Here is a 19,531-nt window from a genome sequence, read left to right on the forward strand (position 1 = left end):
TGTCCGGTAAGGGATGATCGGTGGCGTGAGCGATACGGAAATCGTCAAGCAGCAGCCGTTGCTTCCCACGCCACCCCCGGCGGCGACACCCCTGTCCGCCGACTCGTCGGCGCCACGGTTGCCACGTGATCGCTACCTCAATCGCGAATTGAGCTGGCTGGACTTCAACGCCCGTGTGCTCGCCCTCGCCGAGGACGCCTCGCTGCCCTTGCTGGAGCGTGCGAAGTTCCTGGCGATCTTCGCGTCGAATCTCGACGAGTTCTACATGGTGCGGGTGGCCGGACTGAAACGCCGCGCCGAGACCGGTCTGCTGGTGCGTTCGGCCGACGGCCGCTCACCCGGCGAACAGCTGGAACTGATCGCCGTGCGCACGCAGGAGATCGCGATACGGCATGCCCGCGTCTTCCTCGACAGCGTGCTGCCCGCGCTGACCGCCGAGGGCGTGGCGATCATCGACTGGAGCGACCTCGACGAGGACGAACGCCGCCGTCTCTCCGCCTACTTCCAGGATCAGGTGTTCCCCGTGCTCACCCCGCTCGCGGTGGACCCGGCGCACCCGTTCCCCTATATCAGCGGCCTGAGTCTCAACCTCGCGGTGACGGTGAAGGACTCCTCCACCGGCGGCGAGCACTTCGCCCGCGTCAAGGTGCCCGACAACGTCGACCGGTTCGTCCGCGTGCGCCGCACCGAATCCGTCTCTCCGATCGCCGCCTTCCTGCCGATGGAAGCGCTGATCGCCGCCCATCTGCATCTGCTGTTCCCCGGCATGGAGGTGGTGGAACACCACTCGTTCCGGATCACCCGCAACGCGGACTTCGAGGTCGACGAGGATCGCGACGAGGACCTGCTGCAGGCGCTGGAACGCGAGCTGGCCCGGCGCCGGTTCGGCTCACCGGTGCGACTGGAGGTCTCCGACGACATGACCGAGCACATGCTCGATCTGCTCCTGCGGGAGCTGGACGTCGATCCCGGTGACGTGATCCAGGTGCCCGGCCTGCTCGACCTGTCCTGCCTCTGGCAGGTGTACGGCGTGGACCGGCCGAATCTGAAGGACACCCCGTACGTTCCCGCGACGCCGCCCGCTTTCGGCGAGCGGGAGACGCCGCGCAACGTCTTCGCCGCGCTGCGCGAGGGCGACGTGCTGGTGCACCACCCCTACGACTCGTTCTCCACCAGCGTGCAGCGGTTCATCGAACAGGCCGCCGCCGATCCGCAGGTGCTCGCCATCAAGCAGACGCTCTACCGCACCTCCGGCGACTCCCCGATCGTCAACGCGCTCATCGACGCCGCCGAGGCGGGCAAGCAGGTGGTCGCCCTGGTCGAGATCAAGGCGCGCTTCGACGAGCAGGCCAACATCAAGTGGGCCCGCGCGCTGGAGCAGGCCGGCGTGCACGTGGTGTACGGCCTCATCGGCCTGAAGACCCACTGCAAGACATGCCTGGTGGTGCGCCGCGAGGGCGCGACCATCCGCCGCTACTGCCATATCGGGACCGGCAACTACAATCCCAAGACCGCGCGCCTCTACGAGGACGTCGGCTTGCTCACCGCGGCACCGGAAATCGGCGCCGACCTGACCGACCTGTTCAATTCGCTCACCGGTTACTCGCGGAAAGAGAACTACCGGAATCTGCTGGTCGCCCCGCACGGCGTGCGCTCGGGCATCATCGAACGCATCCAGCGCGAGACCGAGCTCGCGATCGAGGGGCAGGACGCTCGAATCCGGCTCAAGGCCAACGCGATCGTCGACGAGGAGATCATCGACGCGCTGTATCGGGCCTCGCAGGCGGGCGTGCCGGTGCAGATCGTGGTGCGCGGCATCTGCGGGCTGCGCCCCGGCGTGCCGGGCATGAGCGAGAACATCGAGGTCCGCTCCATCCTCGGCCGGTTCCTGGAGCACTCCCGCATCCTGCACTTCCAGGCGCAGGACCAGTACTGGATCGGCAGCGCCGACATGATGCACCGCAACCTGGATCGCCGGGTCGAGGTGATGGCGCAGGTGAAGGATCCGCGGTTGACCGAGCGACTCGGCGGGGTCTTCGACTCGGCGCTCTCGCCCACCACGCGGTGCTGGGTGCTGCAGCCGGACGGGACCTGGCAGGCAGCGCCGGGTCCGTCCGGTGACGGGGACAAGATCAGAGACCACCAGGAGCATTTGATGCGGCTGCGGAGGCCCGAGCAGCAGTGAACGCCACAACGGGGTTCGAACAGGCGGGGGGCCCGTTCTGGGATCCCCGCGTCACCGCAAACATCCACGCCGCGGGCGCAGTGCTGTGGCGCGCGTCGGCCGGGGGCGCGATCGAGATAGCGCTCGTCCACCGGCCCAAGTACGCGGATTGGTCATTGCCGAAGGGGAAGCTCGACCCGGGTGAGACACCGATCCTGGCCGCGGTCCGCGAAGTCCGCGAGGAGACCGGGCTGGAGTCCAGGCTGGGCCGCTACCTGGGTCACGTGACCTACCCGATTCCGGGACACCGCAAGCTGAAGCGGGTCGACTACTGGGCCGCCGAGGTGGTGGGCGGGGAGTTCACCGCCAATTCCGAGGTCGACCTACTCACCTGGCACCCCCTGGACCGGGTGATGGACCAGCTGTCGTATCCGATGGATCGTCAGGTGGTGCGCGCCTTCACCCGGCTGCCAGCCCGCACCGACACGCTGCTGCTCGTGCGGCATGCCAAAGCCGGCCGCAGGGACCGCTACAACGGTCCCGACGACGACCAGCGTCCGCTCGACCGCGACGGCGAGGTACAGGCGCGGGCACTGGTGCCGAATCTCTTGGCGTTCGGCGCATCCGAGGTCTATTCGGCGGATCCGCTGCGCTGCGTGCAGACCGTAGCGCCACTCGCGGACAAGCTCGGCGTCGAAATCGGCATGGAGCCTTTGTTTTCCGAGTCCGGGTACGCCGAACACCCCGGCGAGGCCGGGGAACGTCTTCGAGCCCTGGTGTCCGACAGTGCCATTCGCGTCGTCTGCAGTCAGGGCAAGGTGATCCCGGATCTGCTGAAGGGGCTGGCCGAACGCGACGGCCTCGCGCTGCCGTCGGCGCGCAATCGCAAGGGCAGTGTGTGGGTGCTGTCGTTCGCCGGCCAGCGTTTGGTGGCCGCCGACCATCTGGATAGATCGCTGTCAGCCTACGTCGCGCCGTCCTGATACTCGGGCAGCGGGGCCGTCACCCCGCGCGTCGGCGGGCGGCCGCACACGTCGATCGACCGCGGCGAGCCGCGGCCGTGCGGTCACGATAGGCGGGCAGGCGAAAACGGCCCCGGGTGTCTCCCGGGGCCGTCTCGACGTTTCAGCGAATGGGCCCAGTCGTGGGGCCGCGCATTCGGCGCCGATCCGGCGGTGGCTCGAGATCAGCGGGCTCGACGAGCCGGGGCCTTCTTGGCCGCGGTCTTCTTCGCAGGTGCCTTCTTGGCGGCGGTCTTCTTGGCGGCGGTGGACTTGGCCGCCGTGGCCTTGGTGGCCGTCTTCTTGGCCGGAGCCTTCTTCGCGACCGCGGCCTTCTTCGCGGGCGCCTTCTTCGCAGCGGTCTTGGTGGCGGTCGTCTTGCGCGCGGTGGTCTTCGCCGGGGCCTTGGCGGCGGCCTTGCGGGCCGTGCTCTTGGCGGGCGCCTTGGTCGGCGTCGACTTCTTGGCGGCGGTCTTCTTGGCCGCCGTCTTCTTCGCCGCCGCCTTCTTCGCGGCCACCGGCGCATTCACCCCACGCTTGACGGCGGGGCCGGTCGCGGCCAGTTTCTGCTTACCCGCGATCACCGCCTTGAACTGAGCGCCGGGGCGGAACGCGGGCACCGAAGTGGGCTTGACCTTCACGGTTTCGCCGGTACGCGGATTCCGAGCGACGCGAGCCGCCCTCTTACGCTGTTCGAACACACCGAATCCGGTGATTGTGACGCTCTGACCCTTGTGCACCGCGCGCACGATGGTGTCGACCACATGCTCGACTGCCGCGGTGGCCGTGCGCCTGTCCGTACCCAACTTTTCGGTCAGAACGTCGATCAGTTCCGCCTTGTTCATTGAATCCTCCGCAGACTAATGGCCCGTCGTCGGACCGACTAGGTACCACGGTAAACCCACTTTGGGCAAGAGTCTATGTGCCACGCCAAAATTCATGTGGTTTAGCACACGTCCAGCTACCGCCACTACAGTCACTCAGCTAACCGCCAAGGGTGATTACGTCTGCGAAATATGTGCCGGGAGGGTGGTGGGTTTCCATGTTGGCCTTGCCTTTTCGAACCGGGAGATCGCGTCCTCCTGGCGGAGGGTCAGCCCGATGTCATCCAATCCTTCCAGCAGACGCCACCTGGTGTAGTCATCAATATCGAACGGCAACACGACGGTTCCGGCCGTCACTGTGCGCGCCTCGAGATCCACAACCAATTCCAAGCCGGGCTGTTCCTCGAGCAACTTCCAGAGCATTTCGACATCGTTCTGTGACATCTGAGCGGCCACCAGACCGCCCTTGCCCGCATTGCCGCGGAAGATGTCGGCGAACCGGGATGAGATGACCACCCGAAAGCCGTAGTCCGACAGCGCCCAAACAGCGTGCTCACGGGACGATCCGGTACCGAAATCCGGGCCGGCCACCAACACACTACCGCTGTTGTACGGCGCCACGTTGAGAATGAAGTCGGGATCCGCCCGCCATGCGGCGAACAACCCGTCCTCGAATCCGGTCCGGGTCACCCGCTTGAGGTAGACCGCCGGGATGATCTGATCGGTGTCGACATTGGAGCGGCGCAGCGGCACCCCGATGCCCTTGTGCACGGTGAAGGCTTCCATTACGAATCTCCTGGGTTTGTTTGCGGGAATCAGGGGGCCGTCAGGCCAGATCCGCAGGCGAGGACAGTGTTCCGCGGACCGCCGTCGCGGCCGCTACAAGGGGAGAAACCAGGTGCGTACGGCCGCCTTTGCCCTGCCTGCCCTCGAAGTTGCGGTTCGAGGTGGACGCGCAACGCTGGCCCGGATCGAGCTGGTCCGGATTCATTCCCAGGCACATTGAGCAGCCCGCCTGCCGCCATTCGGCGCCCGCCGCGGTGAAAATCTCACCCAGTCCTTCTTTTTCCGCCTGTGCGCGAACCCGCATCGACCCCGGTACAACCAACATTCGCACGCCGTCGGCGACATGACGTCCCTTCAAAATCCCGGCCACCGCACGCAAATCCTCAATGCGTCCGTTGGTGCACGAACCGACGAATACGGTGTCGATCGGTACTTCCCGAAGCGGAGTACCCGGCTCCAAGTCCATGTAACGCAGAGCTTTCTCCGCGGACTCGCGGGCCACCTCGTCGGCGATGGCGGCCGGGTCGGGCACGGCCTCGCCCAGCGGGGCGCCCTGGCCCGGGTTGGTGCCCCAGGTGACGAACGGGGTGAGCTGGGTGGCGTCGATGTGCACCTCGGCGTCGAAAGCGGCGCCCTCGTCGGTCTTCAGCGCCTCCCAGGCGGCCACCGCGGCGTCCCAGTCGGCTCCCTGCGGGGCGTGCGGCCGTCCTTCGAGGAATTCGTAGGTCGTCTCGTCCGGCGCGATCATGCCGGCCCGGGCGCCCGCCTCGATGGACATGTTGCAGATCGTCATTCGGGCCTCCATCGACATGGCCCGGATGGCCTCGCCGCGGTACTCCAGCACGTAGCCCTGGCCGCCGCCGGTGCCGATCTTCGCGATGACAGCCAGGATCAGGTCCTTGCTCGTCACGCCCGCGGGCAGGACGCCGTCCACGGTGATCGCCATGGTCTTGAACGGGCGCAGCGAGAGCGTCTGGGTGGCAAGCACATGTTCGACCTCGGAGGTGCCGATGCCCATCGCCAGCGCGCCGAACGCGCCGTGCGTCGAGGTGTGGCTGTCGCCGCAGACCACCGTCATCCCGGGCTGGGTCAGGCCCAGCTGCGGCCCGACCACGTGCACGATGCCCTGATCCAGGTCGCCCATCGGGTGCAGCCGCACACCGAATTCCGCGCAGTTGCGCCGCAGCGTCTCCACCTGGGTGCGCGAGACCGGGTCGGCGATCGGTTTGTCGATGTCGATCGTCGGCACGTTGTGGTCCTCGGTCGCGATCGTGAGATCCGGCCTGCGCACCGGCCTGCCCGCGGCACGCAGCCCGTCGAAGGCCTGCGGACTGGTCACCTCGTGCACCAGATGCAGGTCGATGTAGATGAGGTCCGGTTCGCGCGAGGCACCCTCGCCCTCCCCGCGAGCGACGACATGCTGGTCCCACACCTTCTCGGCCAGCGTGCGCGGTTGGGCCATGTTCGATCACCTTTCGGACGAAGCAGCCGTTCCGCGATCTGGACTCCGACGCGGCGACGGTTGCACAGGTTGTGATGACTGCGCCTGGTCGGAACGCTGAAGAGGGTGATCCGCTACTGTGGATTTCTCAACATTCGAGACGCTAGTATCGTTCTATGAGACAGCATAGCGGCATCGGCGTCCTCGACAAAGCAGTGGCGGTCCTGTACGCCGTAGCCGAGCATCCCTCGGGTCTCAACGAGCTGTGCGCGCGCACCGGCCTGCCCCGCGCCACCGCACACCGCCTCGCCGTCGGCCTGGAAGTGCATCGCCTGCTCGCTCGCGACAGCAACGGCACCTGGCGGCCCGGCCCCGCCCTCGCCGAACTCGCCACCAGCGCCGATGACCCGCTACTGGAGGCGGCGTCGGTCATCCTCCCGCGGCTGCGCGAGATCACCGGCGAAAGCGTTCAGCTCTACTGCCGCGACGGCAACGCCCGCGTCTGCGTCGCGGCGCTCGAACCCCCGGTCGGACTGCGCGACACGGTGCCGATCGGGGCGCGGCTGCCGCTCACCGCGGGCTCGGCGGCCAAAGTGCTGCTGGCGTGGGCCGACCCGGAACTGCAGCGCACCATCCTGGCCGACGCGGTGTTCGGCGAGCGCGCGCTGTCCGAGGTACGCAAGCGCGGGTGGGCGCAGAGCGCCGCCGAGCGCGCGGCCGGCGTGGCCAGCGTCTCGGCGCCGGTGCGCGATGCCGGGGGCGCCGTTGTCGCGGCCGTGTCGGTGTCCGGGCCGATCGATCGGATGGGCCGCAGGCCCGGCGCCCGATGGGCGGCGGACCTGGTCGCGGCCGCCGAGGCCCTGCACAAGCGCCTGTAACATGTTTCAGTTCGGACTCTCTACAGTGGGCCCATGGGAGTCAATCAACGGGCACAGATCGTGATGTCCGACACCGAGATCACCGAGTTCTTGCAGCGCAGCCGGATCGCGACGCTGGCGACCATCGGCCCGAAGGGCACGCCGCACCTGACCGCGATGTGGTACGCGCTCATCGACGGCGAGATCTGGTTCGAGACCAAGGCCAAATCGCAGAAGGCGGTGAATCTGCGCCGCGATCCCCGGGTCACCTGCATGGTCGAGGCGGGCCGAACCTATGACCAGCTCCGGGGCGTGTCGATCGAGGGCCGCGCCGAGATCATCGAGGACGCCGAGAAACTCTTCGCCGTCGGGGTGAGCGTCTGGGAGCGCTACAACGGCCCCTACAGCGAGCAGGTGCGGCCGATGGTGGAGGCCATGCTGCACAAACGGGTCGCCGTCCGGGTCGTGCCCGAGCGCCTGCGCAGCTGGGATCATCGCAAACTCGGCCTGCCCGCCATGCCGCTCGCGGGCAGCACCGCGCAGGCGCTGGACTGACCTCGGCGCGCGCCGGCCGCGCGGCGCGCCGAAATGCAACTGACACAACCGCCTCGCACCGGCTAGCGTCGGGGTGTTCGACAGCAACCGGCCGGGCACCGGCGCCCGCGAGGACGCGCCGCGCGGCCGCGACGACGAGGAGCAGCGATGGCGGATTCGGGTAAGTCCAACGGCGCCGACGAGGTGAAGCGCAAGTTCCGGGAGGCACTGGAGCGCAAGAACCAGCAGAACGCACGCGCGGCCGACCACCTCGACGGACGGTCGAAGGCGTCCGCGGCGCACTCCGCGGTCGGCCACAAGCGGGAATTCCGGCGTAAGAGCGGCTAGTCCGCGCAGCCGCCGAGGCCCTCCGGCAAGATCGCTGGAGGGCCTTTCCTTTTGCCTCGGCCAGCCGGTGTGGCCGGGCCGCCCGACCTCGGTGGAGTAGCTCGACAGTCGATGAGCCGTGCTACCCGGCGCCTGCAATCCGGCCACAGCGCTACCCAAGTCGCCCGGCACGGTGCTGCCGCTGGTTACGCCGCGCAGGTGCCATTCGCGGCCGAACCGCGTCGGCTCGTGTTCGCGGTCGAGGGCGTTCGACCCAGCTCCACCGGCCGGTGGAGCACGTCGCGGGCAATGCGCGACCGGCTGCGTTCCCGTGGCCGGTCGAGCACGTCATGGGCGAGGCGCGACCGGTCGCGTTCCGGCGACCGACAAGCTACGGCGTTCTGATCGTCGCATCCGCGCGGTGGCGAGTTCTCCGGTCGCCCGGCGTGGTCGGAGGACGCTCATCGAGTCTCGTGGCCGCAGTGGACCACCAACGACCAAGCTGGGCGAAGCCCTCGCCCGGGTGCAAGGGCGAAGCCCTTCGGGCGGGCGTGCAGGTTGTACTTCCACAGAACCCTGCGAAACGAGAAAGGCCCATGCTCCATGAGCATGGGCCTTTCTCTCGTGTAGCCCCGACGGGATTCGAACCCGCGCTACCGCCTTGAGAGGGCGGCGTCCTAGGCCGCTAGACGACGGGGCCAGGACTGCTTCTCGCTGTCGCGAGAAGCGCCGTGGTTGATCTTTCGATCAGGAGGCTCGGCTAGCTTAACCGGCCGAGGCCTGGCGACCAAATCGCCAGGTGCTGATTGATTTCGGCCGCGAACCGAAGTCGTTCAACACTCTCCGCTGGGGTACCAGGACTCGAACCTAGAATGGCTGAACCAGAATCAGCTGTGTTGCCAATTACACCATACCCCAATGACCAGGTCGTTCATCTGCAAGTCTGGGTGACTCGAGACCGTGTTCCGGGCCGAGAAGAAGAGTACCAAACGGCTACGGGTTAACTACAAATCGCCTGGTCAAAGCCCTATTTTCAGCCTTCTGGCGTGGCCTGGCCCGGCTCCTTCCAGTCCAGCGCGGAGCGCAGCCGGTCCAGGGTGAGGCCGCGGCCGAGCAGTTCCAGCGATTCGTACAGCGGGGGGCTGATATGCGATCCGGTGACCGCGACCCGCACCGGGGCGAAGGCTTTGCGCGGTTTGAGCCCGAGATCATCGATCAGTGCCTTTTTCAGCGCCGCTTCGATCGCCTCGGTGGTCCACTCGGTCAGCGGCTCCAAGGCGGTAATAGCGGCTTGCAATACCTCGGTCGCGCCGGAACCGAGATTCTTGACCCCCGCCGCGGGGTCGATCGCGAACTCGTCCGCGGGCGCGAACAAGAAACGCAACAGGTCCCAGGCGTCGGACATCACGACAATCCTGGTCTGCACCAGTTCGGCCGCCGCGGCGAACATCTTCTCATCGATTTCCGCGCCGACACGGTTGTGCTCGGTGAGATACTCGCGCAGCCGGTGGGCGAAATCACCCGGCGCCAGCAATCGGATGTGCTCGGCGTTGAGGGCGTCCGCCTTCTTCTGGTCGAAACGCGCCGGATTCGAATTCACTTTCGAAATGTCGAACGCCTCGACCATCTCCGCCATGGAGAACACGTCGCGGTCCTCGGACAGGCCCCAGCCGAGTAGCGCGAGGTAATTCAGCAAACCCTCAGGGATGAATCCGCGGTCGCGATGGGCGAACAGATTCGACTCCGGATCACGCTTGGACAACTTCTTGTTGCCCTGCCCCATGACGAAGGGCAGGTGACCGAACTCCGGCGTGAAATCGGTGACCCCGATCCGGCGCAGGGCGGCGTAGAGCGCGAGCTGGCGGGGGGTCGAGGAGAGCAGATCCTCGCCGCGCAGCACGTGGGTGATCCGCATGAGCGCGTCGTCGACCGGGTTGACCAGCGTGTACAGCGGCTCGCCGGTACCGCGGGTGAGCGCGAAGTCCGGGACGCTGCCCGCCTTGAAAGTGGTCTCGCCGCGCACCAGATCGTGCCAGGACAGATCGGCGTCGGGCATCCGCAGCCGGACCACGGCCGGACGGCCCTCGGCCCGGTAGGCCGCGATCCGTTCGGGCGTCAGATCGCGATCGTAGTTGTCGTAACCGAGCTTCGGATCGCGTCCCGCGGCGCGATGGCGGGCCTCCACTTCCTCCGGCGTGGAGAACGACTCGTATGCCTCACCGGCCTCCAGCAAACGCCGAACCACGTCCAGATGCAGATCTTTCCGCTGCGACTGGCGATATGGCTCATAGGGCCCGCCGACCTCCGGCCCCTCGTCCCAGGTGAGGCCGAGCCAGCGCAGCGCGTCGATAATCGCGCGGTAGGACTCCTCGGAATCGCGTGCGGCATCGGTGTCTTCGATACGAAAGACGAACGCGCCACCGTGATGGCGGGCATAGGCCCAGTTGAACAGCGCCGTCCGGATCAGGCCGACGTGCGGCGTTCCGGTCGGTGACGGGCAGAATCGGACCCGCACTTCAGTCATGGCTCTCTTTCAGCGTTTGGCGGCAACGGGATTGGTGAGGGTTCCGATGCCCTCGACGGTCACCGACACCTGCTGCCCCTCGCGCACCGGGCCGACGCCCTCGGGGGTGCCGGTGAGGATGACGTCACCGGGCAGCAGCGTCATCACGGTGGTGACCCACTCGATGAGCTTCGGAATATCGTGCAGCAGAAGCGAAGTGCGGCTGCGCTGGCGCACCTCGCCGTCGAGTTCGGTGACGATCTCCAGATCCGAAGGGTTCAAGGACGTCTCGATCCACGGTCCGAGCGGGCAGAAGGTGTCGTAACCCTTTCCCCTGGTCCACTGGCCGTCGTGGCGCTGCTGGTCGCGGGCCGTGACGTCGTTGGCCGCGGTGTAACCGAGCACCACGTCCAGCGCGCGGGCGGCGGGCACGTCCTTGCACGGACGACCGATGACGACGGCCAGCTCCCCTTCGTAATCGACCTGAGACGAACTGGGCGGCAGGATGATCGGGGCGTTCGGCCCCACGATCGCGGTGTTGGGCTTGAGGAAGATCACCGGGTCCTCGGGCGCCGGGCCGCCCATCTCGGCGGCATGCGCGGCGTAGTTCTTGCCGACGCACACCACCTTGCTGGCCAGGATCGGCGCGAGCAACCGCACGTCGGCCAGCGGCCAGCTGCGGCCGGTGAACGTCGGTGTGCCGAACGGGTGTTCCGCGATCTCCTTGGCCACACTGTCGCTTCCGTCGCCTTCGATGCTGACGAAGGCGACCCCATCGGGACTGGCAACTCGACCTAGACGCATTCCCGGAGTCTATCCACCCGCCGCCACCTGCCCGAACGCGCCCGACCGGCTGGTACGGAATCCGCGTATCCGCAGCGGCGCGACGCGCTGTGAGCAGTCCGACAGCCACGACCGTCGAGCAGCCGCGCGGTTCGGGTGTACGGTGAGCAGGAAGTTCACAAAGTGGGAGCCCAATCCCAAATATTGAGATTTCAGAGCAGAGGTGGAGCCGATGGCGACCGTCACCCAGATCGACGACGTTCGGCGCTGGTCCATGCTCGGCCTCGGCGTCTTCGCGCAGGCTTCCAGTGCGGTCTTCATCCACGGCGTTCCGTTCCTGCTGCCCGCGCTGACCGACCGCGGCATGTCGCTGCCCACCGCCGGCCTGCTGGTCGCCATGCCCACCGTGGGCCTGGTCTGCACGCTGATCGGCTGGGGCTACCTGGTGGACCGGATCGGCGAGCGCAAGGTGCTGGTCGGGGGACCGCTACTGATGCTGGCGGCCGGCTGCGCCGCGGCGGCCACCACCGACGACCTCGCGCTGGGCGCGCTGCTGTTCCTCGGCGGCGTCGGGGCGGCGAGCACCAACGGCGCCAGCGGCCGGGTGATCGTCGGCTGGTTCCCGCCGCACCGGCGTGGGCTGGCCATGGGCATCCGGCAGACCGCGCAACCGCTGGGCGTGGGCGTCGGCGCGTTGGCGATCCCGGCCGTCGCCTCGGCCTACGGGGTGCCCGCCGCGATTCTCGTTCCCGCGCTCATGGCGGGCGTGGCGACCGTGGGGTGCCTGATCGGCATCGTCGACCCACCGCGGCCCGCCCGCTCCGCCGCGGATCCGGAATCGCGCGCCAATCCCTATCGCGACGACGCCACGCTGTGGCGCATACATCTGGTGTCGGTGCTGCTCGTGGTCCCGCAGGGCACCGTGTGGACGTTCGCGCTGCTGTGGCTGCACCGCGACATCGGCTGGTCGCTCGCCGCCGCCGGCGCGCTGGTGACCGTCACCCAGGTTCTCGGCGCACTCGGCCGAGTCGGGGCGGGCGCTTGGTCGGATCGCGTGGGCAGCCGGATCGGCCCGCTGCGGACGGTCGCGATCGCCGCCGTGCTGTCGATGACCGCGCTGGCGCTGACCGCGTGGACCCACTGGTGGTGGGCCGCCATCCCGCTGCTGATCGCCGCCTCGGTGATCACCGTGTCGGACAATGGTTTGGCCTTCACCGCGGTCGCCGAGATCGCCGGTCCCTACTGGAGCGGCCGGGGCCTCGGCATCCAGAACACCGGGCAGAACCTGGCCTTGGCCGCCGTCCCGCCCGTGTTCGGCGCGCTGATCACCGTGAGCGGCTTTCCCGCCGCCTTTCTCCTCGCCGCTGTCACGGCCGTAGCGGCAGTCCCCCTCGTCCCCCGCGACGCCGACCAAGGACCAAGCCCGGACTCGGGCCGCAAGCCAGGGTGAGCCGCGCCGAGGTGTCGTGGTAGGCGGCCGAGTCCGAAGCGCGCGGCCGCCTCCGTGGTTCCGCTCCTGATTCGCGCGGCTGAGCGCAGACAACGCCGTATGCAACGGCCGATGCGCGCTGCCCGCACCGACGATTGGTCGCAGGAAGGTCTCGTTTCCCCGGGGGAACGAGACCTTCCTGCGCGACGGTCAGAGAGTGGCGGCGATCCGGTCGCCGATTTCCACCGTCGACGCGGCGCCCGAGCGCGATTCGAGGTCCTTGGCGACGGCCGACTCGATGCGCGCGGCCGCCTCGGCGTCGCCCAAGTGGTTGAGCAGGAGGGAGACCGAGAGGATCGCCGCGGTGGGATCGGCCTCGGACCGGCCCGCGATGTCGGGGGCGCTGCCGTGCACCGGCTCGAACATGCTGGGGTTCGTCCCGGAGGCGTCGATGTTGCCGCTGGCGGCCAGCCCGATGCCGCCGCTCACGGCCGCGGCGAGGTCGGTGATGATGTCGCCGAAGAGATTGTCGGTGACGATCACGTCGAACCGGCCCGGATCGTTGACCATGTGGATGGTCGCGGCATCGATGTGCTGGTAAGCCGTGGTGACCTCGGGGAACTCGGCCGCGACCGCGTCCACGGTGCGCTGCCAGAGCGAGCCCGCGAAGGTGAGCACGTTGTTCTTGTGCACCAGCGTCAGGTGCTTGCGCCGGGCTTGCGCCTTGGCGAAGGCGTAGCGCACCACGCGCTCGATGCCGAAGCGAGTATTGGTGCTGACCTCGGTCGCCACCTCGTGCGGAGTGTCGACGCGAATAGCGCCGCCGGTGCCGGTGTACGGGCCCTCGGTGCCCTCGCGCACGACCACGAAATCGATGTCGGGGTTGCCCGCCAGCGGGCTGGTCACGCCGGGGAACAACTTGGACGGCCGCAGGTTCACGTGGTGGTCCAGCGCGAACCGGGTGCGCAGCAACAGGCCGCGTTCGAGCACGCCGCTGGGCACCGACGGGTCGCCGATCGCGCCGAGCAGGATCGCGTCGTGCTGCTTCAGTTCGGGCAGCACCGAATCCGGCAGGATCTCCCCCGTCGCGTGGTAGCGACGCGCACCGAGGTCGTACTCGGTCTTCTCGACGCCGGGCACGACCACGTCGAGCACCTTGAGCGCCTCGGCGATGACCTCGGGCCCGATCCCGTCGCCCGGGATGACAGCAAGCTTCATGAAAATGCTCCGTTCGATGTTGCCGGTCGCGGCCGCCCCAACGTGCGGCCCGGAGGCGACCGTCGAGTGCGCGCGACGTTCCGGCCGGGTGACCGCAGCACCGTCACGGTACTCGGAGCGGCCGGATCGCCGAGCACCGGGCGCGCGGACGGGGCGCGTACCCGCGCCGATCCGCGTGCCGACCGAGAGACCGGCGCCGCGCACGAGGCTTCGTGCGCGGCGCCGATTCCGCGGGTTTCGGGGACGCCGCGAGCGGCGATCCGATCAGGTCAGGTCGACCTGGACGACCTTGGCCGCGCCGACCGACTCGGCGATCGCGTCCTGCACGTCGGCGGGCACCTCACGGGCCACGCGCAGCACGACCGTGGCGCCCTCCTTGTCGACGTCCTGGGTCAGCTGCGCGGCCAGGATGTCGACCTCGGCCTCGCCGAGCTTGGTGCCGATCTTGCCCAGCGCGCCCGGCCGGTCCTCGTAGTTCAGGATGGCCAGGTTGAGGCCCTCGGCGCGCATGTCGTAGTTGCGGCCGTTGATGTTGACGATCTTCTCCACCAGCTGCGGCTCGGTCAGCGTGCCCGCGACGTTCAGGGTGCTGCCGTCGCCGAACACGGCGCGCAGGTCGACGAGGCTGCGGTGGCTCGGGCTCTCCGACACCGTGGTGACCTCGGCGGTGATGCCGCGGTCCTTGGCCAGCGCGGGCGCGTTGACGAAGGTGACCTGGTCCTCGACCAGCGCGGAGAAGATGCCGCGCAGCGCGGACAGCTCCAGCACCCCGACCTCCTGCGCGGCCAGCTCGCCGCGCACCTGGATCTCGACGCTGACCGGCAGCTCGTTGGACAGCGCGCCGAGCAGGGCGCCCTGCTTGCGCACGATGTCCAGCCAGGGGGCGACCTCTTCGCCGACCGTGCCGCCGGTGACGTTCACCGCGCCGGGCACGAACTCACCGGCCAGGGCCAGCAGCACCGACTTCGCGACATCGGTGCCCGCGCGATCCTGGGCCTCGGAAGTCGAGGCGCCCAGGTGCGGGGTCACCACGACCTGCGGCAGGTCGAACAGCGGGCTGTCGGTGCACGGCTCGGTCTCGAACACGTCCAGACCGGCGGCGCGCACGTGGCCGGACTTGATCGCCTCGGCCAGGGCGGCCTCGTCGACCAGGCCACCGCGGGCGGCGTTGACGATGATCACGCCCGGCTTGGTCTTGGCGATGGCCTCCTTGCCGATCAGGCCCTTGGTCTCCGGCGTCTTCGGGAGGTGGATCGAGATCAGGTCGGCGCGCTCGAGCAGCTCGTCGAGGGTCAGCAGCTCGATGCCCAGCTGCGCGGCGCGCGCGGGCGACACGTAGGGGTCGTAGGCGACGATCTTGGTCTCGAAGGCGGCCAGCCGCGCGGCGAACAGCTGGCCGATGCGGCCGAGGCCGACGACGCCGACGGTCTTGTCGAAGATCTCCACGCCGTTGAATTTGCTGCGCTGCCAGGTGCGCTCGCGCAGGGTGGCGTCCGCGGCGGGGACCTGACGCGCGGCGGCCAGCAGCAGGGTGACCGCGTGCTCGGCGGCGGTGTGGATGTTCGAGGTGGGCGCGTTCACGACCATGACGCCGCGCTCGGTGGCGGCGGGCACGTCGACGTTGTCCAGGCCGACGCCCGCGCGGGCGACGATCTTCAGGTTCTTCCCGGCTTCCAGGACCTCGGCGTCGACCGTGGTCGCCGACCGCACCAGCAGCGCGTCGGCCTCGGTCACCGCGGCCAGCAGCGCCGGGCGGTCGGGTCCGTCGACCCACCGGACCTCGACACCGTCACCGAGCGCGTCGACGGTCGACTGGGCGAGCTTGTCGGCGATCAGAACTACAGGACGGCCTGCTTGGCTCACGTGGAGTACTCCTGGGGATGGGGTCGGCAATTACCGCCGACAAGCTTAGTGCGCGCGATTTCCGCCTCCGCTACCACCTGGTAGGCGGCCGTCGTCACTCCCCGGCTGGTAAAAATATGAAGACCGGTCTACAGTTGCCGCATGGGCGTCAAAGGCACCGAGACTCGCGGCAAACTCGTCGACGCGACCCGCACGCTGATGGAGCGGCACGGCTATTACGGCGCGGGGCTCAACCAGATCCTCGCCACCAGCGGTGCGCCGCGCGGCTCGCTGTACTTCCACTTCCCCGGCGGGAAGGACGAATTGGTCGCCGCCGCGATCGCGCAGGCGGGCAAGGAGATCACGGCGCTGATCGACACGATCGAACCGGGCGACACCGCCGCGGCCGCGAGCAGCCTGCTCCACGCGTTCGGCGACCGACTGGAGGCGTCCGGCTGGCAACAGGGCTGCCCGGTCGCCACGGTGGCCCTGGACGTGGCGGCCGCGAACGACCCGATCCAAACCGAGTGCGCCGCCGCGTACAGCGCGTGGGAACAGGCGTTGCGCCTGCGCCTGCGAGCGGACGGCCGCGAGGACGCCGACGATCTCGCCGCCGCGATACTCGCGATGGTCGAAGGCGCGCTGCTGATGGCCCGCGCGCAGCGCAGTCGCGAACCGCTGGAACGGGTCGAACGCACATTGCGCGCCCTGATCTGAGGCCGGCGATCCCTCGCCGGCCGCGCCTTTCTCGCGTCCACAAAATATGTAGACCGGTCTAGTAAGGAGTAGGACATGTCCGACAGCATCGTGTTCGGAGCCGCCGGGTTCCTCGGCCGCAACGCGGTCGCCCGATTGCTCGAGCGGGGTCATTCCGTCACCGCCGCTCTGCGCCCGGGCACCGAGGCGCGGCTCACCGATTGGCTCGACCGGCGCGGCGTGGACTCGGGCGGACTGGAGATCGTCGGATGTGACGTCACCGCACCCGACCTCGGCCTGCCCGCCGGATTCGACCCGTCCGGCATCCGCGACGTGTACAACTGCGCGGCCCGCTTCGCCTTCGGGCTCGCACGCGAGGATGCCTACGCGGTCAACGTCACCGGCGCGTTGCGCGTGCTGGACTGGGCCGCCGCCTTGCCCGGCCTGCGCCGCGTCGTGCACATCACGGGGTACCGGATCACGGTGGAGGAGTCCGAGGAACAGCACTACGAGAAGGGCGCTTACGGCGCCTCGAAGTTCGAATCCGATCCGCTGCTGCGCCGGCGGGCCGCCGAACTCGGCGTCGCGCTCACCATCGCGAACCCGAGCAGCGTGATCGGGCCGGGCCAATATGTCGGGCTCGCCGCCGTGGTCGAGCAACTCTGGGATGGACGACTCGCCGCGACTCCCGGTGGCGCGCGGACGTTCGTGCCGATCGTCGACCTGGACTACTTCACCGATTTCCTGATCAGCCTGCCCGCCCTGCCCGATACCGGGGGCCGGTCCTACACGGTTCTCGACGACCGGACTCCGGTGCTGCCCGAGCTGATTCGACTGCTGGCTCGCCACCTGGGGGTCCGCGCGCCGCGGTTCTCGATCCCGGTCGGCGTCATCTCGCGACTTCCGCGCGCGCTGACCGGCGCCGATCCGGAGTCGCTTCCCTTCATCGCCGACGACCGCTACGACACGTCGGCGGCGCAGGACGTGGCCCGCCGCGCCGGGCTCACCATGCCGCCGACCGAGGCGACCGTGCTCGCGTGGGCCGATCATCTCGTGGCCAGCCGGTTCGGCGCGGTGACCGACGATCCGACCGCCGGTTTCGCCGACGGCGTCTGGGTGAGCGGCGAACGGGAACGCCCGGATTATGTTCTGGTGCACGGCCTTCCGCTCGACGGCGAGTCGTGGAACGCGGTGCGCGCTGAGCTGGACGGGCTGAGCCTGGCCGCCGACCTGCCCGGTCTCGGACGCTCGGCGCCCGGCGATCACGACGCGATGCTGCCGAAGCTGCTCTCCCGGGTGCACACCCGTCCCGTCCTGGTCGGCCACTCGCTGGGCTGCGGTCCGGTGTTGCGGTACGCGGCGGAGCATCCCGAGCGCGTCTCGGGCGTGGTGCTGGTGGCGCCCGCGTTCCTGCAGCCGCCTTCCAGCGCGCTGCTGCGCTCGCCGCTGACGACGGTGGCGATGCGCCGAATGTCGGCCGCTGGGCTGGCCGGTCGGCTCGGTGTGCCGGAGAGCGCCGCGATCGCGAGCGCCGCCGCGAATCTGCGCAGGCGCGGCGTCGCCGCTCGCACCGTCGCCGCCCTGCGCCGGGCGAGCGCCGCCACGCGGCGTGCGGAGCTGCGCGGACTGCTCGAGCGAATTCCGGTGCCGGTGCGGATCGTCGCCGGTTCGGCCGACCCGCTCACAGTCGCGACCTCCCGGGACTCGAGTTCGATCGAAGGCGCGGGCCACTACCCGCAATTGACCCATCCCGCACTGCTCGCAGCCGAACTCACCCGCGTCTCGGCCCTCGCTGCGCGCGGCTGACCGGGCCCCGCCCTTTCGACGCCACGCCGGACCACGCATCGCTAGCCACGTCAGCGCAGGATCGGCAATCGCACACGTCGCCCAACGGCAGACTTCGCACAACGGCAGACTTCGCCCAACGACCGGCCCCGCCCAACGGCAGACTCCGAACAACGACCGGCCTCGAACAACGAGCGGCCCGACACAACGAGCGGCCCCGCACCGGATGGTGCGGGGCCGCTCGGTCACACCTTCGTCGGCGTGAATTCTCAGATCGCATATCGGCAGTGACGCCACATGGGCGCCGATATCCGGCGACCGGAGCGGCACCGGTGAGGGGCGGTCAGGACGCCTCGACGGGGACCGACCGCACATCGGCCGGTTCCTTCGTCGCGGCCACGGCACGAGAGAACGCGCGTACGCTCGGCGTTTCGCGGTAGCGGTGCCACACCAGCCCGAGCCGCGACTCGGCGAGCCCGGTCACCGGCACGAAGGCCACCGGCCGCCTGCGGTGTGATTCCGCGGTCGGATGGCACAGCAGCATCGCCCCGCGACCGGCCGCCACCGCCGCGAGCCCCTCCTCCAGCGTGCCGACCTCCGGTCCGGTGCGCACCGGTCGTCCGCCCGGCGTCACGTCCAGCGCTTGGGCTCTGCGCCAGTACTCCGGGGCCGGCGGTCGCACTCCGATCAGCGGGAAGTCTGCGATTTCCTCCGCCGACACCGAAGCACGTCCCGCGAGGGGGTGCGAGCGGGCCACCGCGAGGGTCTGTGGCTGGCCCGCGAACACCGATCCGAGCACGAGGTCGCGCTCGCCCATCGGCAGCAGCACGACCGCGGCGTCGACCTCGGCCCGCCGCAGCGCGCCGAACGGATCGGCGAGCGGGATCTCCACCAGCTCGGCCGAGCAATCCGGGTGCGACCGCCCGAACAGTTCGAGCGCGGCCATCAGGTGATCGTTGCCCGCACCCTGGAATCCGATGCGCACGGTGCCGTCCATACCCCTGGCGGCGGCGCGGGCGCCGTCGACCGTCGCGCGCAGCGCGGCATAGGCGGGCCGCAGTTCAGCGAGGAAGTCCGTGCCGAGCGGGGTCAACCGGACGGTGCGGCTGGTGCGTTCCACCAGCCGCCCGCCGATGCGCCGCTCCAGCGAGCGCAGCAACTGGCTCACCCGGCTCTGCGACACATACAGCCGCGCGCCCGCCCGCCCGAAATGCAGTTCCTCGGCCAGCGCGAGAAACGCCTCCAGTTCACGGACCTCCAGCCCGCCCATCAGGCTCCTTTCACGATCAATGAGTCCAGCTCATAGAACTATGAGAGCTTCGCCGTTGTTTCCCCCGGTCG

The 19,531-nt window shown here is 69.0% G+C and carries 16 protein-coding genes and 2 tRNA genes; 8 read left to right on the forward strand and 10 right to left on the reverse strand.

Annotated features, from left to right (window positions below; translation table 11 throughout):
- Positions 1-13: 13 nt before the first annotated feature.
- Both ON27_RS18970 and ON27_RS18975 read left to right on the forward strand, forming a co-directional pair.
- The gene (locus ON27_RS18970) at positions 14-2,185 is read left to right on the forward strand and encodes an RNA degradosome polyphosphate kinase (protein WP_043729053.1); all 2,172 of its coding nucleotides are present in this window, start codon (positions 14-16) and stop codon (positions 2,183-2,185) included.
- Positions 2,182-3,147 (forward strand): NUDIX hydrolase, encoded by a 966-nt coding sequence (locus ON27_RS18975; protein WP_051046757.1) that lies wholly within the window; start codon positions 2,182-2,184, stop codon positions 3,145-3,147. The genes ON27_RS18970 and ON27_RS18975 overlap by 4 nt, the downstream gene beginning before the upstream one ends.
- 203 nt (positions 3,148-3,350) lie before the next feature.
- On the opposite strand, the gene ON27_RS18980 is transcribed toward ON27_RS18975, so the two are convergent.
- The 3 genes from ON27_RS18980 to leuC all read right to left on the reverse strand — a co-directional run bounded on the left by ON27_RS18980 (position 3,351) and on the right by leuC (position 6,237).
- Positions 3,351-4,010 (reverse strand): HU family DNA-binding protein, encoded by a 660-nt coding sequence (locus ON27_RS18980; RefSeq protein WP_043729056.1) that lies wholly within the window; start codon positions 4,008-4,010, stop codon positions 3,351-3,353.
- A 156-nt stretch (positions 4,011-4,166) separates the two neighbouring features.
- Positions 4,167-4,775, reverse strand: a complete 609-nt coding sequence (gene leuD, locus ON27_RS18985) for a 3-isopropylmalate dehydratase small subunit (RefSeq protein ID WP_043729061.1) — start codon at positions 4,773-4,775, stop codon at positions 4,167-4,169.
- Positions 4,776-4,815: 40 nt separating this feature from the next.
- Complete coding sequence (gene leuC, locus ON27_RS18990) at positions 4,816-6,237, reverse strand: 3-isopropylmalate dehydratase large subunit (RefSeq protein ID WP_043729065.1); 1,422 nt, start codon at positions 6,235-6,237, stop codon at positions 4,816-4,818.
- A gap of 155 nt (positions 6,238-6,392) precedes the next feature.
- Here leuC and ON27_RS18995 point away from each other — a divergent pair, with 155 nt between their 5' ends.
- From ON27_RS18995 to ON27_RS19005, 3 genes are all read left to right on the forward strand, one after another.
- Entirely contained in the window at positions 6,393-7,094 is a 702-nt protein-coding gene (locus ON27_RS18995) for an IclR family transcriptional regulator (RefSeq protein ID WP_043729068.1), read from the forward strand.
- Positions 7,095-7,127: 33 nt separating this feature from the next.
- Complete coding sequence (locus ON27_RS19000) at positions 7,128-7,628, forward strand: PPOX class F420-dependent oxidoreductase (RefSeq protein ID WP_043729072.1); 501 nt, start codon at positions 7,128-7,130, stop codon at positions 7,626-7,628.
- A gap of 147 nt (positions 7,629-7,775) precedes the next feature.
- Positions 7,776-7,955, forward strand: coding sequence for a DUF5302 domain-containing protein (locus tag ON27_RS19005; RefSeq protein ID WP_043695533.1), 180 nt, complete (start codon positions 7,776-7,778; stop codon positions 7,953-7,955).
- A gap of 606 nt (positions 7,956-8,561) precedes the next feature.
- Here ON27_RS19005 and ON27_RS19010 read toward each other — a convergent pair.
- From ON27_RS19010 to ON27_RS19025, 4 genes are all read right to left on the reverse strand, one after another.
- Positions 8,562-8,634: transfer RNA gene (locus ON27_RS19010), tRNA-Glu, on the reverse strand.
- 146 nt (positions 8,635-8,780) lie between these two features.
- Positions 8,781-8,852 (reverse strand) — tRNA-Gln (locus tag ON27_RS19015).
- A 115-nt stretch (positions 8,853-8,967) separates the two neighbouring features.
- The gene (gene gltX, locus ON27_RS19020) at positions 8,968-10,458 is read right to left on the reverse strand and encodes a glutamate--tRNA ligase (protein ID WP_043729075.1); all 1,491 of its coding nucleotides are present in this window, start codon (positions 10,456-10,458) and stop codon (positions 8,968-8,970) included.
- Between the two features lie 9 nt (positions 10,459-10,467).
- A complete protein-coding gene (locus ON27_RS19025) occupies positions 10,468-11,241 on the reverse strand; it encodes a fumarylacetoacetate hydrolase family protein (protein ID WP_043729079.1) in 774 nt (257 codons plus the stop codon).
- 211 nt (positions 11,242-11,452) lie between these two features.
- Between ON27_RS19025 and ON27_RS19030 the strand changes: the two genes are divergently transcribed.
- Complete coding sequence (locus ON27_RS19030; protein ID WP_043729083.1) at positions 11,453-12,670, forward strand: MFS transporter; 1,218 nt, start codon at positions 11,453-11,455, stop codon at positions 12,668-12,670.
- Between the two features lie 189 nt (positions 12,671-12,859).
- Here the strand turns inward: ON27_RS19030 and ON27_RS19035 are convergent, their stop codons facing one another.
- Both ON27_RS19035 and serA read right to left on the reverse strand, forming a co-directional pair.
- On the reverse strand, positions 12,860-13,867 hold the full coding sequence (locus ON27_RS19035) for a 3-isopropylmalate dehydrogenase (protein ID WP_043729149.1): 1,008 nt from the start codon (positions 13,865-13,867) through the stop codon (positions 12,860-12,862).
- A 264-nt stretch (positions 13,868-14,131) separates the two neighbouring features.
- Positions 14,132-15,730 (reverse strand): phosphoglycerate dehydrogenase, encoded by a 1,599-nt coding sequence (serA, locus tag ON27_RS19040; protein ID WP_043729085.1) that lies wholly within the window; start codon positions 15,728-15,730, stop codon positions 14,132-14,134.
- A gap of 141 nt (positions 15,731-15,871) precedes the next feature.
- On the opposite strand from serA, the gene ON27_RS19045 reads away from it, so the two are divergent.
- Both ON27_RS19045 and ON27_RS19050 read left to right on the forward strand, forming a co-directional pair.
- Positions 15,872-16,426: a TetR/AcrR family transcriptional regulator gene (locus tag ON27_RS19045; RefSeq protein ID WP_043729088.1), complete on the forward strand. Its 555-nt coding sequence runs from the start codon at positions 15,872-15,874 to the stop codon at positions 16,424-16,426.
- 75 nt (positions 16,427-16,501) lie between these two features.
- The gene (locus tag ON27_RS19050) at positions 16,502-18,211 is read left to right on the forward strand and encodes an alpha/beta fold hydrolase (protein ID WP_043729090.1); all 1,710 of its coding nucleotides are present in this window, start codon (positions 16,502-16,504) and stop codon (positions 18,209-18,211) included.
- Between the two features lie 322 nt (positions 18,212-18,533).
- Here ON27_RS19050 and ON27_RS19055 read toward each other — a convergent pair whose 3' ends face one another.
- Positions 18,534-19,460, reverse strand: a complete 927-nt coding sequence (locus tag ON27_RS19055; RefSeq protein WP_043729092.1) for a LysR family transcriptional regulator — start codon at positions 19,458-19,460, stop codon at positions 18,534-18,536.
- Between the last annotated feature and the right edge of the window lie 71 nt (positions 19,461-19,531).

This window comes from Nocardia asiatica NBRC 100129 (assembly GCF_000308415.1).
GTDB lineage: Bacteria > Actinomycetota > Actinomycetes > Mycobacteriales > Mycobacteriaceae > Nocardia > Nocardia asiatica.